18 protein-coding genes are annotated in these 18,072 nt (G+C 43.2%); 11 read left to right on the top strand and 7 right to left on the bottom strand.

What is annotated here, in order from left to right; genetic code table 11:
• Positions 1 to 38: 38 nt before the first annotated feature.
• Both NUW02_01195 and tsaE read right to left on the bottom strand, forming a co-directional pair.
• Entirely contained in the window at positions 39 to 2,432 is a 2,394-nt protein-coding gene (locus NUW02_01195; GenBank protein ID MCR4274652.1) for a DNA polymerase, read from the bottom strand.
• Position 2,433: 1 nt separating this feature from the next.
• Positions 2,434 to 2,886 (bottom strand): tRNA (adenosine(37)-N6)-threonylcarbamoyltransferase complex ATPase subunit type 1 TsaE, encoded by a 453-nt coding sequence (gene tsaE, locus NUW02_01190; GenBank protein MCR4274651.1) that lies wholly within the window; start codon positions 2,884 to 2,886, stop codon positions 2,434 to 2,436.
• A 200-nt stretch (positions 2,887 to 3,086) separates the two neighbouring features.
• Between tsaE and NUW02_01185 the strand changes: the two genes are divergently transcribed.
• The 6 genes from NUW02_01185 (at position 3,087) to NUW02_01160 (ending at position 8,739) form a co-directional block, all read left to right on the top strand.
• Positions 3,087 to 4,802, top strand: a complete 1,716-nt coding sequence (locus NUW02_01185; GenBank protein ID MCR4274650.1) for a GspE/PulE family protein — start codon at positions 3,087 to 3,089, stop codon at positions 4,800 to 4,802.
• Between the two features lie 494 nt (positions 4,803 to 5,296).
• On the top strand, positions 5,297 to 6,358 hold the full coding sequence (ruvB, locus tag NUW02_01180; GenBank protein ID MCR4274649.1) for a Holliday junction branch migration DNA helicase RuvB: 1,062 nt from the start codon (positions 5,297 to 5,299) through the stop codon (positions 6,356 to 6,358).
• Positions 6,359 to 6,426: 68 nt separating this feature from the next.
• A complete protein-coding gene (locus NUW02_01175) occupies positions 6,427 to 6,717 on the top strand; it encodes a hypothetical protein (protein MCR4274648.1) in 291 nt (96 codons plus the stop codon).
• A 184-nt stretch (positions 6,718 to 6,901) separates the two neighbouring features.
• The gene (locus NUW02_01170; GenBank protein MCR4274647.1) at positions 6,902 to 7,495 is read left to right on the top strand and encodes a hypothetical protein; all 594 of its coding nucleotides are present in this window, start codon (positions 6,902 to 6,904) and stop codon (positions 7,493 to 7,495) included.
• A 150-nt stretch (positions 7,496 to 7,645) separates the two neighbouring features.
• Entirely contained in the window at positions 7,646 to 7,999 is a 354-nt protein-coding gene (locus NUW02_01165) for a hypothetical protein (protein ID MCR4274646.1), read from the top strand.
• A 215-nt stretch (positions 8,000 to 8,214) separates the two neighbouring features.
• Complete coding sequence (locus NUW02_01160) at positions 8,215 to 8,739, top strand: YebC/PmpR family DNA-binding transcriptional regulator (GenBank protein ID MCR4274645.1); 525 nt, start codon at positions 8,215 to 8,217, stop codon at positions 8,737 to 8,739.
• Positions 8,740 to 8,741: 2 nt separating this feature from the next.
• Here the strand turns inward: NUW02_01160 and NUW02_01155 are convergent, their stop codons facing one another.
• Positions 8,742 to 9,215 (bottom strand): crossover junction endodeoxyribonuclease RuvC, encoded by a 474-nt coding sequence (locus tag NUW02_01155; GenBank protein MCR4274644.1) that lies wholly within the window; start codon positions 9,213 to 9,215, stop codon positions 8,742 to 8,744.
• Positions 9,216 to 9,459: 244 nt separating this feature from the next.
• Here NUW02_01155 and NUW02_01150 point away from each other — a divergent pair, with 244 nt between their 5' ends.
• Positions 9,460 to 9,672, top strand: coding sequence for a hypothetical protein (locus tag NUW02_01150; GenBank protein MCR4274643.1), 213 nt, complete (start codon positions 9,460 to 9,462; stop codon positions 9,670 to 9,672).
• Between the two features lie 38 nt (positions 9,673 to 9,710).
• Here the strand turns inward: NUW02_01150 and tyrS are convergent, their stop codons facing one another.
• Entirely contained in the window at positions 9,711 to 10,943 is a 1,233-nt protein-coding gene (gene tyrS, locus NUW02_01145) for a tyrosine--tRNA ligase (protein MCR4274642.1), read from the bottom strand.
• 88 nt (positions 10,944 to 11,031) lie between these two features.
• On the opposite strand from tyrS, the gene NUW02_01140 reads away from it, so the two are divergent.
• Entirely contained in the window at positions 11,032 to 13,518 is a 2,487-nt protein-coding gene (locus tag NUW02_01140; protein MCR4274641.1) for a PBP1A family penicillin-binding protein, read from the top strand.
• 98 nt (positions 13,519 to 13,616) lie between these two features.
• On the opposite strand, the gene NUW02_01135 is transcribed toward NUW02_01140, so the two are convergent.
• From NUW02_01135 to dnaA, 3 genes are all read right to left on the bottom strand, one after another.
• On the bottom strand, positions 13,617 to 13,874 hold the full coding sequence (locus NUW02_01135) for a hypothetical protein (protein MCR4274640.1): 258 nt from the start codon (positions 13,872 to 13,874) through the stop codon (positions 13,617 to 13,619).
• A gap of 2 nt (positions 13,875 to 13,876) precedes the next feature.
• A complete protein-coding gene (gene dnaN, locus NUW02_01130) occupies positions 13,877 to 14,977 on the bottom strand; it encodes a DNA polymerase III subunit beta (protein ID MCR4274639.1) in 1,101 nt (366 codons plus the stop codon).
• A 235-nt stretch (positions 14,978 to 15,212) separates the two neighbouring features.
• Complete coding sequence (gene dnaA / locus NUW02_01125; GenBank protein MCR4274638.1) at positions 15,213 to 16,577, bottom strand: chromosomal replication initiator protein DnaA; 1,365 nt, start codon at positions 16,575 to 16,577, stop codon at positions 15,213 to 15,215.
• 261 nt (positions 16,578 to 16,838) lie between these two features.
• On the opposite strand from dnaA, the gene rpmH reads away from it, so the two are divergent.
• Genes rpmH through NUW02_01110 form a run of 3 tightly spaced genes read left to right on the top strand, consistent with a single transcriptional unit; the run spans position 16,839 to position 18,068 of the window.
• A complete protein-coding gene (rpmH, locus tag NUW02_01120; protein MCR4274637.1) occupies positions 16,839 to 16,973 on the top strand; it encodes a 50S ribosomal protein L34 in 135 nt (44 codons plus the stop codon).
• Between the two features lie 12 nt (positions 16,974 to 16,985).
• The gene (locus tag NUW02_01115) at positions 16,986 to 17,315 is read left to right on the top strand and encodes a ribonuclease P protein component (protein ID MCR4274636.1); all 330 of its coding nucleotides are present in this window, start codon (positions 16,986 to 16,988) and stop codon (positions 17,313 to 17,315) included.
• A gap of 18 nt (positions 17,316 to 17,333) precedes the next feature.
• The gene (locus NUW02_01110; GenBank protein ID MCR4274635.1) at positions 17,334 to 18,068 is read left to right on the top strand and encodes a YidC/Oxa1 family membrane protein insertase; all 735 of its coding nucleotides are present in this window, start codon (positions 17,334 to 17,336) and stop codon (positions 18,066 to 18,068) included.
• Positions 18,069 to 18,072: the final 4 nt, after the last annotated feature.

The raw sequence follows: 18,072 nt of genomic DNA, 5'->3' as shown, positions 1-18,072 counted from the left end.
GATACTGGAGATTAGAGACTGGGGCATTTAAATTATATTTATGCTTTGGATTTTGTGCTTACCCTTTTCATCTCACTCCACCTCTTTCCTGATGAGGCTTCGGTAAGAATGGGTACTCCACCTGCCTTATCCGCGGGTAAGGCTTTCTCCATAATATTTTTAATAATAGGAACAATCTCGGCAACTTTTTCTTCGCGCACTTCAAATATCAATTCGTCATGAATTTGTAACACCAAACGAACGTCTTCAGAAAGCTTGTTCTCTGTTATGTGTTCGTCCGCACGAATCATGGCAATTTTTATGATATCTGCTGACGTACCTTGAATGGGCGCATTGACCGCCTGACGTTCCGCTTCGGCTTGCATAAATGGCAACGGCGAACGAATAGCGGAGAGCCGTCGACGACGACCAAAAAGTGTTTCCGTATACCCCTTTTTGCGAACCTCGCCTTTTGCCTTAGAAATATAATCACGTAAACCAATAAATGTTTTTTCGTATTCAGCAAGATATTTTTGGGCATCACTTCGGGGCATTTTTGCTGTCTGTGCAAGAGCATTCGCGCCCATACCATAGAGCACGCCAAAGTTAATAACCTTTGTTGTTCGTCGCATGTCGGCAGTTACATCTTCTGGGGCAACGTTAAATATTTCTGCGGCAACCGTTGTGTGAATGTCCCCTCCTTCGTGAAACGTCTTCACTAGCTTTTCATCGCGAGACATAATCGCCGCAATACGTAATTCAATTTGTGAATAATCAAACGCAACGAGTGCGTATCCTTTTTCTGCAACAAATGCTCCGCGTACCGCACGCCCAAGTTCTGTTCGAATTGGAATATTTTGCAAGTTTGGATTTTGAGACGACAATCGCCCTGTTGTTGTGCCCGTCTGCATAAATGTTGTGTGTAAACGTCCGTCGTCGCCAATCAGAGATGGAAATGCGTCAATGTAAGTGGAAAGTAGTTTTTGCAATTCACGATGCTCCAAAATTTCATTAATAATCGGATGAGTATCAACAAGTTTTTGTAATTCTGATTCACGCGTTGAGCGTTGTCCTGTGGCGGTTTTTTTACCACCCTTCAATCCCATTTTTTCAAAAAGCACATCTCCGAGTTGGCGTGGTGAATTGATATTAAACTCACCTCCCGCATGTTGATAAATACGTCGTGCAAGCGCATCCAATTCGCTGTGGTAATCGCGCGACAATTCTTTGAGATACTCACTATCAAGCCGAATACCTGTTGCCGTCATTTTTTTAAGAACGGGTGTGAGGGGTTTTTCAATCTGCTCAAGTACAGTAGTGAGCCCTTCCTTTGCAACATCTGTAAGAATTTTTGTACGTGCTTCGGTAAGTGATTCAGTTTTTGCATATGCAAGCAGGTCTTCTTCAGATGGTGATGTCATATCTGAATTAAGTAACCACAAACCTAGACACGCTTCCTCAAAATCTTTTTCAGGAATTACTTCCTTTGTTGGTTCTGGTGTGTCTTCAAAAAGTTTTTCACTTCGACCAAATTGCTCTTTGAGTCGAGAGACCAGCGAGCGAAATCCGAGTTCGGTAAACAGTTTCATGACAACGGTGAGGTCAAGAGTCTCTTTCCATGGTTTTGGTGGCAGTGTAAATGAGATGGGAACATCCCGACGAATTGTTGCCAACATCTTTGAGAATTCAGCGTCTTCTTTCCCTTCTTGTAACAGTTTTATAGTGCGCGCGGTTACACCAGAAGTGATAACTTTCTCCTCGTCTTTTTTGAGAGCTGCATAGATATCCTTAAGCGAACCAAATGTCGTCACAAGTGTTGTCGCCGTCTTCTCACCAATGCCCACAATCCCAGGAATGTTGTCGGACGGGTCGCCTCGGAGTCCTTTGTAATCAGGGAGAAGTTTCGGTACAAAACCAAATCTAGTCTTCACATCTTTTTCTCCATACAAAATAGTGTCGTGCATTCCTTTGCGAAGCGTGAATACGCGCACCCGATTTCCCTCCACAAGTTGGAGTGTGTCCATGTCACCAGAGGTAATGATGATTTCAACATCATCTCTTTTTTTCATCTGTTCAACAATGGTGCCGAGCACATCATCTGCCTCAAATCCTTCACATTCATACAACGGTATTGAAAGAGCTTCAAGCACATCCCGACTTCTTTGTATTTGTTGTATCAAATCATCTTCTGCCTTCACGCGCGTTGCTTTGTATCCAGCAAATGCTTCGTGCCGGTACGTCGGCTTTGGTAAATCATATGCAGCGACAATGTAGTCCGGTTTCAATTCGGTAACCATTTTCAAAAGCATTGCAGAGAGGCCGTACAAAGCACCTGTTGGTTCGCCTGTTGCGGATGCAAAGTCGGGAAGAGCGTGGTAGGCGCGGTGAATAATTGCGTGTGTATCAAGAAGCACGAGGCGTTTTATTTCTTTTTTTGTTTCTTTTTTTGCCATACTATAGTGTGAACGCTCGTGTCGTTTCATTTACAAATTCGCATTCAATAACGTGTGCTCCCTCAGGAATACTTTCTGCAACTCGTTCAGGCCACTCCACCATCACCAGCGTTTTTGGTTCTTTCAAAAGTTCTTGCCACCCAAGCACCTCGAGCTCATGTGCACTTTCCATCCTGTATGCATCGATGTGGACGAGGGAGCGAAAGTAGGAAGTAGTAGGTAGTAAGCCGGAAGGAAGTGTGTAGCGTTTTTCAATAACAAACGTCGGACTTGTTACGTGTTCCGTAATGCCGAGCAATCGCGCCGTTTCTTTTACAAATGCGGTTTTACCCGCACCAAGATCCCCTTTTAAGATGACAAGTGTTGCCCCATCTTCCCTAGACACAAGGGTACCCAAAAAAGCTCGTGCGAGCTTGCCCACCTCATCCAGCGACTGGCATTCCACCCTTTTCATGACCCTATTGTACCACCCCCAAAAATACTCACTCATTGATGAAGGGTGGGAATATGGTGTACTTTCTACGACATGATACCCAGGTACGCCCCGTGAGATATTTTATTTGCATGTTGTTGAAAGCGTTTTAAAGAGTGTGTACGAGTCATAAGCCACACAAGGTATAGTCAGTGTGTATCTCACGGGGTAAACTATAGGTAATGATTACCTTTGACGAAGACAAACAAAATAAAAAGTTCGAGCAACTCCGCGAACAAGAGGAGGAGGATTTGATGCACATGCTTTCAAATAAATATTCTATACCGTACATTGACCTCACCTCTTCTCCAATTAATCCAGACGCGCTTATTATCATTCCAGAAAAATCGGCGCGCGAAGGGATGATTGCTGCGTTTGGACTCACAGGAAAAGCGCTCAGTGTGGCGGTACACGCACCAGAAAATCCAGCAACAAAAACAGTTCTTGCCGAGCTTGAGAGTCGTGGGTTCACTCCGACACTCTCTCTTACCTCAACACACAGCCTTGCATTTGTGTGGGACAGATATAAAGATCTTTCATACACAGCGGGAAGCAAAAAGGGAATGCTCGATATTGGATCTGAAGACATGACCGCGCTTGTTGCACAAGTACGACATCTTGAAGACATCAAAAAACTCTTTGTGGAAGCACTCGCCATGCAAAAGACACACCGTATTTCACGAATTATTGAAGTACTTCTTTCGAGTGCCCTTGCAACAAAAGCATCCGACATCCACATAGAACCCGAGGAAAAAGATGTTCGTGTTCGTATGCGAGTGGACGGTGTGCTCGCCGATGTGGCAACGATTGATTCGGAAACATATCACCTTGTACTTTCACGTTTTAAACTTCTCTCAACCCTCAAGCTCAACGTACAAAACGAGGCACAGGACGGTCGTTTTAGTATCAATTTTAAAGATATCAGTATTGAAATTCGTACATCAATTCTTCCTGGTCAATATGGTGAGTCTATCGTAATGCGTATTTTAAACCCTGACTCAATCTCTGTGTCTATTGAAAGGCTTGGTATGCGCGATGATTTGTTTGCAATTATAACCGCTGCAATTGCCAAACCAAATGGACTTATTCTCACTACTGGTCCAACGGGTTCAGGAAAAACAACGACACTGTACGCATTCCTCAAAAAAGTACACACGCCCGATATCAAAATTATCACCATTGAAGACCCAATCGAGTATCACTTGAAGGGTGTCGTCCAAACGCAGGTTGATAGTGGGCACGATTACACATTTCAAAGCGGACTACGTGCGGCCCTTCGACAAGACCCTGACATCATCATGGTGGGTGAAATTCGAGACAATGAAACTGCGGAAATTGCCATTCACGCCGCACTCACCGGTCACCTTGTGTTCTCAACACTCCACACCAACTCTGCTGCTGGAGCGTTCACACGACTTATCGACATTGGAATCAATCCTCGTATTTTAGGTTCTGCTCTTACACTTGCACTTGCACAACGACTTGTGCGAATACTCTGTGAAAAATGTAAAAAAGAAGTACCTCTCGAGGGTGTTGAAAAAGAAAAAATTGATGCCGTTCTCGGAACCGTTGTTGATACAAGTAAAATAGCAAGCCTACAACGAGAACGTGTGTGGCATGCAGGAGAGGGTGGCTGTGAGGCATGCAACGGCCTTGGATATAAGGGTCGTATGGGTTTGTATGAAGGAATTATCGTGAACGCCGCAATTGAAGACATTATTGAATCCTCACCATCTGAACGTGAAATTAGAAAAGCTGCGGACCTTCAAGGTCTTCTCACACTGGCTCAAGATGGTGTTATGAAAGTCCTTGAAGGCAAAACAACACTTGAGGAAATTGAGCGTGTGGTGGATTTAACAACCGAAGAAAAAGCTGCACCACCAACACCTGAAATCTAAAAAGTAGACAAAACACAAAAGACCCGCTCCAAAATAATAGATATTGGAAGTTAGAAGTAAGGGGTTGGTGGTTAGAAAACAAAAACTTTACAAAACAAGAAAGCCACACCGCAGTATATGGTGTGGCTTTCCTTATTTCTTAATAACGAGTAGTATAAAGGGTAGGTTAACAGAAGAGAAATCTCTAAGCAAAACCACATTATCTGTTCAGGATACTGTTCGCTACCTCGATGCGAGATCGAGACAACCAACGGGTCCTCACCGACTTTGTGCATGTGACCATGACGTTTGCTTAGAGGTTTCTCGCCTGTCTGTTAAGTAAGCACGAGAAAATATTCGTTCCTCTTGAGAGGACTTTCCGTGCGCCACCCCTTACTGAAACCGCTTCTGAAAAGAACAACAGTATCCTAGCATACTTGATTGAGAATGTCAAGCCCGTTAAAGTTTTATCTTGGACCACATCAAAATACCCTGTAAAATGGGCACATACTCCTATGACATCTTTTTCCGATAAAGAAAAAACTCTAACGGGCTCAAGTCCCTCCAAAAAACCCGCCGAGGAGACCCCAAAAGAAATCCGCGATGTGTATTTGGATGCTTCTCTTCGCCCAACTCACTGGAACGAGTACATCGGACAATCTCAAACAAAAGACAACCTTCATATTTTATTGTCTGCCGCAAAAGAGCGCGGGCATGCACCAGAACATATCCTTTTTTATGGACCGGCGGGTCTTGGAAAGACAACACTTGCACACCTCATTGCTCACGAACTGAACAACGCAATTAAAATTACTTCGGGCCCAGCAATTGAACGCGTTGGTGACCTCGCGTCGGTGCTCACCAATCTTTCACCAAACGATATTTTGTTTATTGATGAAATCCATCGTCTTAATCCTGCAATTGAAGAAGTTCTCTACCCCGCCATGGAGTCGGGGCGTCTCGATATCATCATCGGCAAGGGTCCGTCAGCACGCACGGTGCAATTGGATCTTCCACCATTCACCTTGATTGCCGCAACAACGCGCATTGCACTTCTTTCTGCTCCACTTCGTTCACGTTTTTCTGGAGGAATGTTTCGATTGGAGTTTTATACTGACGAAGAAATTTTTTCTATTCTCAAACGCTCAGCGAAACTGCTTGGCGTAGAGGCCGATGCTTCCGCATTGAAAGAAATTGCAAAACGAAGCCGCTCAACACCACGCACAGCAAACTATTTGCTCAAACGCGTGCGCGATTTTGCACAAGTACACAAAAAAGATGTTACACACGAGGTTGTGCTCGACGCCCTCACACTTCTTGGTATTGATGAGTGCGGACTCACGCCGACAGACCAAAAATTACTTTCACTTATTGTTGACACGTTCAACGGCGGACCCGTCGGACTCTCAACACTTGCAGCTTCTCTGTCAGAAGACTCCGCAACTATTGAAGAAGTGTACGAACCATATCTCATGCAACTTGGTTTTATTGAACGCTCCCCTCGCGGACGTATCATTACAGGTAAAGGACGTGCACATATTGGTGCAAAACCAGCTGATCAAGAGTCACTCCTGTAGACTTGACAAAAGTATATTTTAAAATATAATACTTTCCGAACCTGTTCACCAACAACAAGGAGGCTGAAATGCCCGAAACTCGACTGCAGGGTGACGAAGAGCTCATCAAGTACCACGCCGACTACATCCTCAGAAGGTTGTACGAGGTGGGAACCCCGCCCCAGGTGATGATGCCCGCCATTCTCATCTCCGAACGGCTGAGCACCTTGGCCCAGTTCGACTCGCCGGAGAAATTGCGGGCCGTGATTGCACAGATCATCCGCAGAGTTCAGGAGGATGCCGAGCGATTCGAGAAGGAATTCTGGCCCGGGACGAAGCTTCCGAATTCCCCCTCATTGGGAGGAACGACTGGTGGCTAATGCCCCGCCCCGCCTGCACGCAAGTGCGCGGCGGGGCTTTTTCTATACGATTGACACCACGCTCCAAAAGCGTATTGTTGTTTCGAATGTTCCTTGAGAGGCGCGGATCGTCTCTGCTCACGAGCAGATCTCATGGGCCCATTGTGGCGGGAACGTCACCCGCAAAAAGCGGGAGGAGGTGGATGTGAAACGAGATTTGAAATATGATTTGTCGGATGTCTCTGTCACAAAAAGATTGTGGGGTGCTTGTACTCTGTTTGTACTCACATCCATCGGAATGTTGGCGTTTCGAGATGGTGTTCCAACCGATTCCAATATCATTGTCCTCTTTTCTCTTGGATGTATGGGAATTGTTCTTCTTACCTTCCTCATCCTGAAGAAACTCAAAGAGCTTCGGAACGAGCTCATCATCCGAAGCTCGTTCATCGGACAAAATGAAGTTGATGAGAAACTCACCAAGCTTGCTGTAAATCTTCGTCTTGGATCGAAGATTGCCAGTGATCTTCAAACGGAGGTGTCTCAAGCCCGCGAGCCAAGCCTCAGTCTTCGCGAAAGAAGCGAGAGCGCAACCACGTCATTCAAGGGGTACCAGGAGATTTTTTTCAATCTCTGCAAGGCGCTCGAAGAAGCTGGCTACGAAGTTCTCAAGACCGCCGAGGGTAAGTACTCCATCAAGTTGTACTGGCCCAAGGAAGAGAAGACCCCACCTCCACCAACTGAGGGGCCTGGGGTGATATCGGGTGGCTCTCATTTTTTGGTTGATGAATACAATATCTAAGAGAGCCTTGGCAAAAAAGATGTTCTTTCGCCCAGCCGAAGCACTTTGTGCTAAGGCGGGGCTTTTTCTTTGGCTATTGCATTACACAGCGCTGGTGGTACCTTCAGAGACAGAGACGTTCTCGGTGTTGTTTTCCAAAGGAGGGTACTTATGGAAACGCTCGGCGAAGTGGCAACCCTGATTGTGTTGTGGTTTGCATTCCTTCTGTGGGAGTTTTTGAAAGCGGTTTGGTTTCCTCTTGTTATGGTCGGAGCGCTATGTGTTCTTGAGCGCCTGTCTGGAGGATTTTTGTTGCAAAACTGGGCATTCGCATTGGTGATACTTTTTTCACCACTCTTTCCGGCGACAAGGTTTCACCCCCTAACCACCGACCTCTCACGTGCAAACTGGCTTGTGTTCATCCTCGGTCTTGTTGGGGGTCTGGTGTTATGGTTTGTGCACGGCTCCCAAATGGAGCTTCGCGCGCTGAAGTCTCCACACCTCACCCCCCGCCCGCCTGTGTAGGTGCTGGAAATTCTAATGGCTTACATGTCGGCACGGTTTCGGACGCACCTCGGTGCGTCCTTTGTTTTTCCAAAAAATAAGGCGCGAGTCTCGCGAGCAACTATATTTTTTGAGAACCCCGCCCTCTAAAAATTTCTTCCGTTCTTTGATATACTAGATAAATTAAGAGGGTGGGGTGGAGATTTTTTAATCGCTCAGCTCTTAAAAAATCAACCATGTCCGGACACAATAAGTGGAGCCAAATAAAGCAAAAGAAGGGTGCCGTTGATGCACAACGCGGAAAACTCTTTACCAAACTGGTGAAACTCATCAAAACGGAGGCCCGGGTTACGAAGGGTGACCTCAACGCACCAACCCTCAAGGCGGCTATTGAAAAAGCGCGTGTAGCAAATATGCCCAAAGATAATATCGACCGATCAATACAAAGTGCCCAAAACACCGTTGCTGATGAAAAAGTAACCTATGAGGCATACGGACCGGGGGGCTGTGCGCTTATTATTGAAGGACTCACCGATAGCAAAAACAGAACATCTCAAGAAATGAAACACCTTCTTTCTGAAAATGGGCTCGCGCTTGCAGCCCCCGGATCGGCAAGTTGGGCATTCACCAAAACCTCCGAAGGGTGGGCGCCATCAACAACCATTCCCCTTTCTGAAGAAGACGGAATGAAACTCGCCGGCCTCATTGAAGAACTTGAAGATAATGATGATGTGCAGGAGGTGTATACAAACGCCGAGTAGTGTCAGTGTTTTGCACTAACAAGGTGTGTGAGAGCAACACCAATTGCATCGTATTCATCATCCAACATTTTTTTCTTTGGGATGACGAGAAGTTTTGTAAGCATTGTTGCAATATCTGCTTTTGAACTTTTTCCATATCCAGACACTGCCATTTTTATTTCTTGTGGTGAATATTGAGCAAGCGGTATTTCTTTATCTTCTGCAAGATACACAAGCGCCCCACGAACTTCCGCAACATTCATTGCAGTTTTTTGATTGTTACTAAAAAAAAGCGTCTCGAGTGCAACTGCGTCAGGAGCATATTCTGTACAAATAGCTTCAACACGCCGTATTGATTTCAATAGTCGTTTTGAAAAATCTTCTTTAGAATCAGTTACAAAACATTCAGAAAAAAGAATGCGTTGTTTTTGTCTGTCGCCCTCAAGTACGGAAATACCGAGGCGGCCATATCCAGGATCTATACCAAGTACCTTCATGGTGAAAGTATACCCTCTTTTCCTTTCTATTCAGTTGTCCACACATTATTCACCTGAGGGTCTGGGGGGTCTTGAACTCCTGCGCATGATTTGGTACAACATACCCACTCTCGCACTGGCACTGTTTTTGTGAGAGATTATTAGCGACGAGGGGCGAGTGAAATAAAAGGAAACATTCTTTTATTTCCGAGCCGAGGAGCTAATACAAACGCGCACAGCGTTTTTACTACCTAATAGTGAGCCTATGTTTGACGCAGACGCATCTCTTGCACCACTCATCGCAGAGGACGATGATGCACTGTCTCCGTGGGATGACGCCGTAGATGTTCCTGTTCCTGTAGAACCAGATGAGGAGGAAGATTCTATTGTGCCAAAACCAGTTGCACCACTCGATGAGGATGAGGAAGAAGATGATGATATTGGATTGCTTTCGGACGAACTTGATGAAGAACTATAAGTTCTCAAACAAAAAACCGCCAAGAGGGCGGTTTTTTGTTATTCCTTCTTTTTGGGAACATGTTTAAGGGTGATTTTGAGAAACTTTTTCTTTCCAATCTTGAGAATGATTGACTTTGAAATAGGGGCCTTCACTTCGTGAATTTTTTCTCCTGTTTCTGCATCACGCAAACCACCACCTTCAATAAGTCGACGGATTTCTGATTTTGAAGGCACCATCCCCTCTTTCATAAGCACGTCTTCTAATGAAGACGCGTTACCGATAAGCGTCTCCGGCATTGAGCTTGGAAGTTCTTTGTTGCTAAACACTTTTACAAATTCCTCTTCTGCTTTTTGTGCGGCGCCTGGTGAGTGATAAAGTGTCACAATCTCTCGCGCTAATCGCATCTTTAATTCTCGTGGACGAGTAGCGAATTCTTTTTGCAAACGTGCCACTTCTTCTCCTGAAACACGTGTACAGATTTCAAAATATTTCATTACCAAACTATCGTGCACACGCATGATGTTGGCATACATCACATTGGGCGTATCGGTAAGTGCAATAATATTTCCCCAACTTGAACTCATCTTTCTTCCATCAATTCCCAAAAGCATCTCCATAATGACGACATCTTGTGACTCCTGTTTATAGTGTTGTTGCAACACACGCCCAGAAAGCACATTAAAGCGTTGGTCGGTGCCACCAATCTCAATGTCAGCCTTAATTGCCACACTGTCATAACCCTGCATAAGTGGGTACAGTGTTTCTCGTAGCGAAACGCGCTTTCCAGCAACAAGTCGGCGCTTAATGATATCCCGCGCAATAAAATCAGAGATTGAAAACTGGTCTGCTTGTTCGCCAATTTCTGCAAATGAGAGTTTGTTCAGCCATTTTGAATTGTGGTGTACTTCGGCGCGAGAAAGGTCAACTATTTTTTCAATTTGTTTGAGGTATGTTTTTTCATTGTTCTTCACCTCTTTTGATGACAACATAGGCCGTCCGGAATCTTTGTCCGACGTATCGCCTATAACACCCGTTGCATCTCCAATAATCAAAACCGGAATATGTCCAAGCTCCTGAAAATCTCTTAGCTTCAAAAGGGTTACCGCACGCCCCAGATGTATGTTGGGGCTTGTTGGGTCAATGCCGAGCTTTACCCGCAAACGTTTTCCAGACAGTAGTTTTTTCTTCAAATTCTCAAATGAAATGGTTTCGGCGACACCGCGCGTCAAAACCTCCTGTATGCGCGCAGAATCAACTATGACCGTATCTTTTTGCTTTTTTGCCGTCATATACCATCGTAGTGTATCATGGTGCGCCACATCGCTCCATTTGATATCTACCGTAAATACTGCGTGATATAATCATCACATACTTGTTATGACTCGTAAGAAACACCACCCGTACTACACAGCAGCACTCTTGCTTCTTGGTCTCGGCGCCTTGGGTGCTGGGGTTGTCTTGTTTTGGGCCGCCTCATTGCGATTGCCTGATTTTGATGTGTTTGAAGAGCGAAAGGTCCAGCAGTCAACAAAAATATATGACCGCACCGGCGAGGTCCTTCTGTATGACCTCCATGAAAATATTCAACGCACCGTTATTCCATTTGACCAAATTTCTCGAAACGTCAAAAACGCAACCGTTGCTATTGAAGATGCTGAGTTTTATCAGCACCACGGCATTAAGTGGAGTTCCCTTTTTCGAGCAGTTCTTGTTAATATTCTTTCCCTTCAGTACAGCCAGGGCGGTTCTACTATTACTCAACAAGTTGTAAAAAACTCTCTCCTTACACAAGAAAAAACTATTTCACGAAAACTAAAAGAGTGGGTTCTCGCCCTTAAGTTGGAACAAAATCTTTCCAAGGAAGAAATTCTTGCATTGTATCTCAATGAAACACCATATGGAGGAAGTGTGTATGGTGTTGAAGAAGCCAGTCGTACTTTTTTTCATAAAGATGCCTCAGAAATTACTTTGTCTGAATCTGCATATCTCGCCGCACTTCCTCAAGCCCCAACGTTTTATTCTCCGTATGGTGACAACGTAGACAAGCTTGAGGATAGAAAAAATCTTGTGTTAAGCCGAATGCTTGAAGACAAATTTATTACACAAGAAGAGTATGACACTGCAAAAATAGAAAAGGTGGAGTTTAAACCTCGTCCAGAAAAAGGACTCCTTGCGCCTCATTTTGTTTTTTATATTCTTCAATACCTTGAGCAAAAGTATGGACAAAACGCACTTGAAGAAGATGGGCTGCGTGTCATTACAACACTTGATTATGAATTACAGGAACAGGCAGAGGAAATTGTACGGGAGGGGGCGCTAGAAAACGAAGCAAAATTTAAAGCAGAAAATGCTGGTCTCGTTGCCGTTGACCCAAAAACTGGTCAGATTCTTGTCATGGTTGGTTCACGTGATTATTTTGATACCGCAATAGATGGAAATGTAAACATCGCGACGGCAAAACGACAACCTGGGTCTGCGTTCAAACCATTTGTCTATGCAACCGCTTTTAAAAAAGGAATCACACCTGAAACAGTTCTCTTTGATCTTCCAACACAATTTTCAACTGCGTGCCCCGTAACAAGTACAAAAAGTGCAACACCTTGTTACTATCCTGAAAACTACGATTCCAAGTTTCGTGGACCAATAAGTATTCGCAGCGCACTTGCACAGTCAATTAACATTCCTGCGGTGAAAGCACTCTATCTTGCTGGAATTACTGCATCTATTAAGACCGCCCGAGATATGGGCATTTCAACACTTGCAGACGCGTCACGATACGGTCTCACGTTGGTGCTTGGTGGTGGAGAAGTAACCTTACTGGACCTTACAAGTGCATACGGTGTGTTTGGTAATGGGGGCATACGCAACGAAACAAAATCTATTCTCAAAGTTGAACGTTCTGATGGGACTGTGCTTGAACAATTTTCTGAACACCCCTCTCGTGTATTGGAGCAAAATATTGCACGACAAATATCAAGCATCTTGTCTGACAATATCGCACGCACACCGTCGTTTGGAGCAGCGTCTGCGTTATATTTTCCAAGTACTGATGTTGCGGTAAAAACGGGAACCACAAATGACTACCGTGATGTGTGGATTATCGGATATACACCGAACATTGCCGTTGGTGCGTGGGGAGGAAACAACGACAACACACCTATTGACAAAAAGGTTGCTGGATTTGTTATTGCCCCACTGTGGCACCGTTTTATGGACGTAGCTTTACAAAAATATCCCGACTCACATTTTTCAAGTCCAGAAAAATCAACCTCAAACAAACCCGTTCTCTTGGGTATTTGGCAAGGAGGAGATACTCAAGAAATAGATTCACGAACAGGCAGTCCCGCAAAAAACAATACCCCTGATGCATTTCGTAAAATTGAGGTGACCCAAAATGTGCATGATGTTCTTCATTGGATAAATACCGACGACCCAACCGGCCCTGCTCCAAGCAATCCCTCAAATGACCCTCAATACGCATACTGGGAGTACCCCGTACGCGCGTGGGCAGCACAAAACGGATATTCATCTGGTGTAAAAATTATTACCAACACACCACTTTCTACATCAAACTCGGACACCGGGGCTACCTCAGGAGATATTGGTATAACTGGACTTAAGTCATCCTATCAAAAAGACGACACTATTTCTCTTAGACTCACACTCCCTGCTGGCTATAATAATAACCAGACCGAGGTGTTAATAAATAATACCGTGGTTCCTGATGTTGTTCGCGGTTCGTACTCCCTCTCGTTTCCTATTGATTCAGATTTAACACTCGAGGAAGAAAACGCACTCTATTTTATCTTCCACAAAACAGATGGCAGTAAGGTTGGTGTCACAAAATCATTTTCACTTAAATAAGTCCCGCTAGAGAACTTACACGGGGGACTAGACCCCGCGCTCGTACAACATAAGCCCCGTGGTTTGCTACGGGGTATTCTCTAACGGGATAAATACACCTATTGAATATCTTTTACTATTTTTTTCCCGAGGGTTTCTTCAAGACGTTGTAAAATATCTTCTTTTTTTAAAAAGAGCATGTTTTTTAAACCGCTTTCAACACCACAATACGCAACAGGCCCAATAATACGAACATCCTTTCCTTCTAATCGTATTTTTGTTTTTTCTTCAATAACATCAATAAGTTTTCTTCGCACCACGATGTCTGGTGGTGTAATTTCTTTGTATCGTGACAAAAAATCAAGTATTCCTCTCATACTTATCGGTTCATTGGCATCACAATGTACAAAAATGATTGATCTCCCACACTGCGAATTTGTGTTGGTTTTCCAACCCCAGCAAATTGTAGGGTTACTGAATCTGTTGCAACCGTTTGGAGAGCATCAAGTATGTACGCATAATTAAAGCTCATAGTAATATCCGGACCTGTAATTGCCGCATCAAGAGAGACGCTACTTTCACCCGATTCAGGGTTTGTTGTTTGAACGACACATTGTTTTTTTGTATGGTTAATACTAACCAATAGTTTATTAAATTGTCCTGAAAAAATTCGAACATGTTTAAGTGCATCTGCAAGATCTTGTTTTAAAAGTGTCATCTCTGTTTCAAATGTTTTCGGAATAATTTGTTTGTAGTCTGGAAATACTCCGTCAACAACACGGGAGGTGATGTACGTGTTTCCAAGCGTAAAGCCAATCTGGTGTACGTCTCCATACACAGAAATGTCGCCGGAAAAATTTTCAAGATGCCGTATAATTTCAACGACGTTTTTAAGTGGAATAAGAAGTGAGTCAAGTTTTTCTGTTTTTGAAATTTTTATTTTTTTCTCAGCAAGACGAAACGAGTCTGTTGCAACACACACAAGGTGTTCGCCGTTTTGGTATAAATAAATACTTGAAAGTTCTGGTTTAATACTTGAAACCGAGGCACTCCACCACACGCTTTTTAGTCCTGTAACAAAATCTTTTGCCTGAATAGTAAAAAGATGATTGTCTGATATTTTTGGTAATCGTGGAAAATCTTCATGAGAAAGTGTGGCAACACGGGTTGTACTTTTTGGCGTTGAAAGCACAATTGATCCGTCTACAAGAGAAAGAGTTAGTGGACCTTCATAAGAAAGTGTGGAAAGAAGTGTAAAAAGAGTGTCTGCAGGAACAGCAACCGTTCCCTCTTCTGAAACATCTGCGGGAACTCGTACTTCAACTCCAATATCTAAGTTTGTTGCCCTCACAACAAGCTCTTTTTTTTCTGCAATCAAAAGAACACACCGAAGAACTGGGAGAGAAAGATTTTTTCCAGTGACTCTTTCTGTTGCCACCAGAGCGTTATACAGATGTTCTTTTTGTAGGAGTATTTTCATATATATAAAACTTATTATTACTATTAAGAGGGTGAATATGTGTATAAGTTTTTAAGGCCGTGTGTTGTATTGGTTTTTTAGAAAGTGCCTTGTGAATTGAATTGTATAGAGGGAAGATAAAAAATGATTAAAAAAGCGATGTTCAGATTTTTAGGTTTTTATACGTTTTTTAAACACATTTCTTACTCTATTTATACAGAAGTACTACACACACTTATACAAAACATATCCACACCTATAACATCGCACGAACCTGAGTTAATTCTTGGCCCAACTGATGATCTGTTTCTAATTCCCTTTTAATTTTTTCATACGAATGAATAACCGTTGTGTGGTCTCTCCCACCAAGTTTTTGACCAATGGTTGGATATGGTAGTGCAAAATCTTCACGAAGAATATACATAATTACCTGCCGTGGTTTTACCACTTCTTTTTTACGACTCTTTTTATAAATACTTTCTTCATCAAGATTGTAAAAACCAGCAACAATCTTTACCACATCCTTCACAGCAACCATTTTTTTCGGTTTTATATTGTTTTTAACCACCTCTTTAATTTCTTGAAGGCTTAAATCTCTCTTTTTGAGTAAAATTTGGCACATAATTGAGTTAAGCGCCCCCTCAATCTCCCGAATGTTTCCATCCATGGAGTGTGATAGGTAGGTTACAATCTCATCAGACAACACAATATTATTTTCAGCCGCTTTCGTTTTTACAATCGCCATTCGTGACTCAGAATCAGGCGCCGGTATATCCACCGTCATACCAGCGTTAAAGCGTGATTTAAGACGTTCAGCAAGGCTTTGTATATAGTTAGGGTGTCTATCCGAGGAAAAGATAATTTGACCATTTTTATCATAAATTTCATTAAATAAATGGAAGAGCTCCTCCTGCATTTTTTCTTTATTTGAAAGAAATTGGACATCATCCATAATTAACACATCAAACTTTCTATATTTTTCTTTAAAATTACTTGTTGTATTAAGTTGAATTGAATTGACAAGATCTTGTGCAAATCGTTCAGATGTTACGTAGTACACTTTTTTGTCCGGATATTTTTTTCGCATCTCGTTTCCCACTGCTTGAATAAGGTGTGTTTTCCCGTGACCGGTCTGCCCGTACACAAAAAATGGGTTATATCGTGTTCCGGGGCGCTCTAAAATCGCCTGTGCGGCCGCATAGGCGAGCTCGTTGAATGACCCAACCACAAACGTGTCAAAGGTGTATCGCGGGTTAAGGTTGTCTAATTTATTGATGTAGAGGTCTCGTAGAGGAAGTTCGTCGGGCGAGTTTCCGGGGGAAACCTGAGTATATGATTGTATCTTGGTCTCACTTGGTGCTTTTGTAGAAATGATGTATTCAACAGACCGAATGGTGTCTGATATGTCACGGAGGCTCTTCAATATCATTTTGTGGTGTTTTTCAGACACCCAATCCTTTGCAAAGAGGTTTGGAACACCCACAAATACCACCCCGTCCTCTACCTTGACGATGTGGGTGTCTTTAAACCATGTCCGAAATACCGCCTTAGACACCGTTAGCTCTATCATTCCAAGAACTTCTTTCCATAATGTTTTTGTGTCTGTTGGTGTGATGTTCATTTGGAGATTTGATGCCTGGTTATTATATACTCCTTCTCCAAGCCGTGAGCTTGAAAAAATATGAAAACTATGTTAATAATATGGGGACAACGGAAGCATAAAATAGGTAACACAAAACACATAGTACAAAAGTCAACAATTTTTACTAACTACCAAACTAATCACCCAGCACCCGTCGCGCTCTGTGTCACGTCTCAATTGACGGTACGTGACATGATTTCGTAAAATCAACACTTGCGCGACGCGATTTTGTGAAATCGTATGAAACGAAAATATCAACCAAAGAAAAGAAAGCGAGCAATGACACACGGGTTTCGTGTTCGTATGAGAACATCAACAGGACGACGAATGATTAAACGACGTCGTGCCAAGGGACGAAAAAAGATTTCTGCATAAGCCCCCGGCTTCATGCTTTCTAAAAACAAACGACTCTCCACACAACAGTTTGATACAGCATTTTCAGCTGGCGCACTTATTCGTACACCACACTTTGCTATACGACACCTCCCCTCTCCCACAAAAACACAATGGGCAGTTGTTGTTCCTAAAAAACATATTCGTACAGCAGTAGGTAGAAATGCATTACGAAGAAAAATATATTCCGCGATAGAAAATCTCTCAAAAGAACAAAATACTTTTGCAGGACACTACATCATTATTCTTTCAAAACCGTTTGTGGCGACTCCTGCCGAAATACAAAAAGAGCTTGGCGACACACTCACTAGACGCTCCTCCTAAAAAGAGTACAATACGCTCATGTCTCAAGGTTTTTTCTTTACACTCGTTACACAACCTCTCTACAACGGTGTTGTAATTCTCATGCACGCACTTCCGTGGGCGGACCTGGGTGTGATTGTTGTTGTCTTTACGGTTATCGTACGATTTATTCTCTTTCCTCTTGCACAAAAAGCGCTTCGAACACAGATGGCAATGCAAAATATTCAGCCCGCGATGGATGAGGTGCGTACAAAGTTTAAAAATGATTCAGCCAGACAAGCACAGGAAACGATGAAGCTGTATAAGGCATATAAGGTAAATCCTTTTGCAAGTATCTTCTTTCTCCTTGTCCAAATTCCCATTATTTTTGGGCTGTATTACATGTTTGTGCGTACAGGATTACCTGAAATTCACCCCGATTTTCTGTACTCATTTGTATCAAACCCAGGTTCTATTTCAACAATGTTTCTTGGATTTCTTGATGTTGCTCAAAAAAGCATACCCCTAGCCGTTCTTGCTGGTGTTTCTCAATTTTTTCAAGCGTACTTTATGAAGGCGCCAGAGGTTGGAAGTAAAAAGGGGTTTGGTGCAGATTTTGCAAAAAGTATGTCACTCCAAATGAAATATGTCTTCCCTGTCATCATTGTGTTTATTTCATACGCACTCCCAGCAAGTGTCGCTCTGTACTGGACAACAAGCAACCTTTTTTCAATTGCACAAGAAGGAATGATACGAAAGAAATTGGATACGGAAAAAGTAGTAAGTAGTAAGTAGCAAG

It is taken from the genome of Candidatus Campbellbacteria bacterium, from assembly GCA_024653945.1.
Lineage (GTDB): Bacteria > Patescibacteriota > Minisyncoccia > Phycocordibacterales > EsbW-18 > EsbW-18.
This window is presented reverse-complemented; position numbering and strand designations above follow the sequence as displayed.

Bases quoted from the DNA above. Each gene is read 5' to 3' on its own strand.
- NUW02_01175 (MCR4274648.1), top strand. From the start codon at position 6,427: ATGCCCGAAACTCGACTGCAGGGTGACGAAGAGCTCATCAAGTACCAC.
- NUW02_01195 (MCR4274652.1), bottom strand. From the start codon at position 2,432: ATGGCAAAAAAAGAAACAAAAAAAGAAATAAAACGCCTCGTGCTTCTT.
- NUW02_01110 (MCR4274635.1), top strand. From the start codon at position 17,334: ATGTCTCAAGGTTTTTTCTTTACACTCGTTACACAACCTCTCTACAAC.
- NUW02_01150 (MCR4274643.1), top strand. From the start codon at position 9,460: ATGTTTGACGCAGACGCATCTCTTGCACCACTCATCGCAGAGGACGAT.
- NUW02_01185 (MCR4274650.1), top strand. From the start codon at position 3,087: ATGATTACCTTTGACGAAGACAAACAAAATAAAAAGTTCGAGCAACTC.
- NUW02_01155 (MCR4274644.1), bottom strand. From the start codon at position 9,215: ATGAAGGTACTTGGTATAGATCCTGGATATGGCCGCCTCGGTATTTCC.
- NUW02_01165 (MCR4274646.1), top strand. From the start codon at position 7,646: ATGGAAACGCTCGGCGAAGTGGCAACCCTGATTGTGTTGTGGTTTGCA.
- ruvB (MCR4274649.1), top strand. From the start codon at position 5,297: ATGACATCTTTTTCCGATAAAGAAAAAACTCTAACGGGCTCAAGTCCC.
- rpmH (MCR4274637.1), top strand. From the start codon at position 16,839: ATGAAACGAAAATATCAACCAAAGAAAAGAAAGCGAGCAATGACACAC.
- NUW02_01140 (MCR4274641.1), top strand. From the start codon at position 11,032: ATGACTCGTAAGAAACACCACCCGTACTACACAGCAGCACTCTTGCTT.
- NUW02_01160 (MCR4274645.1), top strand. From the start codon at position 8,215: ATGTCCGGACACAATAAGTGGAGCCAAATAAAGCAAAAGAAGGGTGCC.
- NUW02_01135 (MCR4274640.1), bottom strand. From the start codon at position 13,874: ATGAGAGGAATACTTGATTTTTTGTCACGATACAAAGAAATTACACCA.
- dnaA (MCR4274638.1), bottom strand. From the start codon at position 16,577: ATGAACATCACACCAACAGACACAAAAACATTATGGAAAGAAGTTCTT.
- tyrS (MCR4274642.1), bottom strand. From the start codon at position 10,943: ATGACGGCAAAAAAGCAAAAAGATACGGTCATAGTTGATTCTGCGCGC.
- NUW02_01115 (MCR4274636.1), top strand. From the start codon at position 16,986: ATGCTTTCTAAAAACAAACGACTCTCCACACAACAGTTTGATACAGCA.
- dnaN (MCR4274639.1), bottom strand. From the start codon at position 14,977: ATGAAAATACTCCTACAAAAAGAACATCTGTATAACGCTCTGGTGGCA.
- tsaE (MCR4274651.1), bottom strand. From the start codon at position 2,886: ATGAAAAGGGTGGAATGCCAGTCGCTGGATGAGGTGGGCAAGCTCGCA.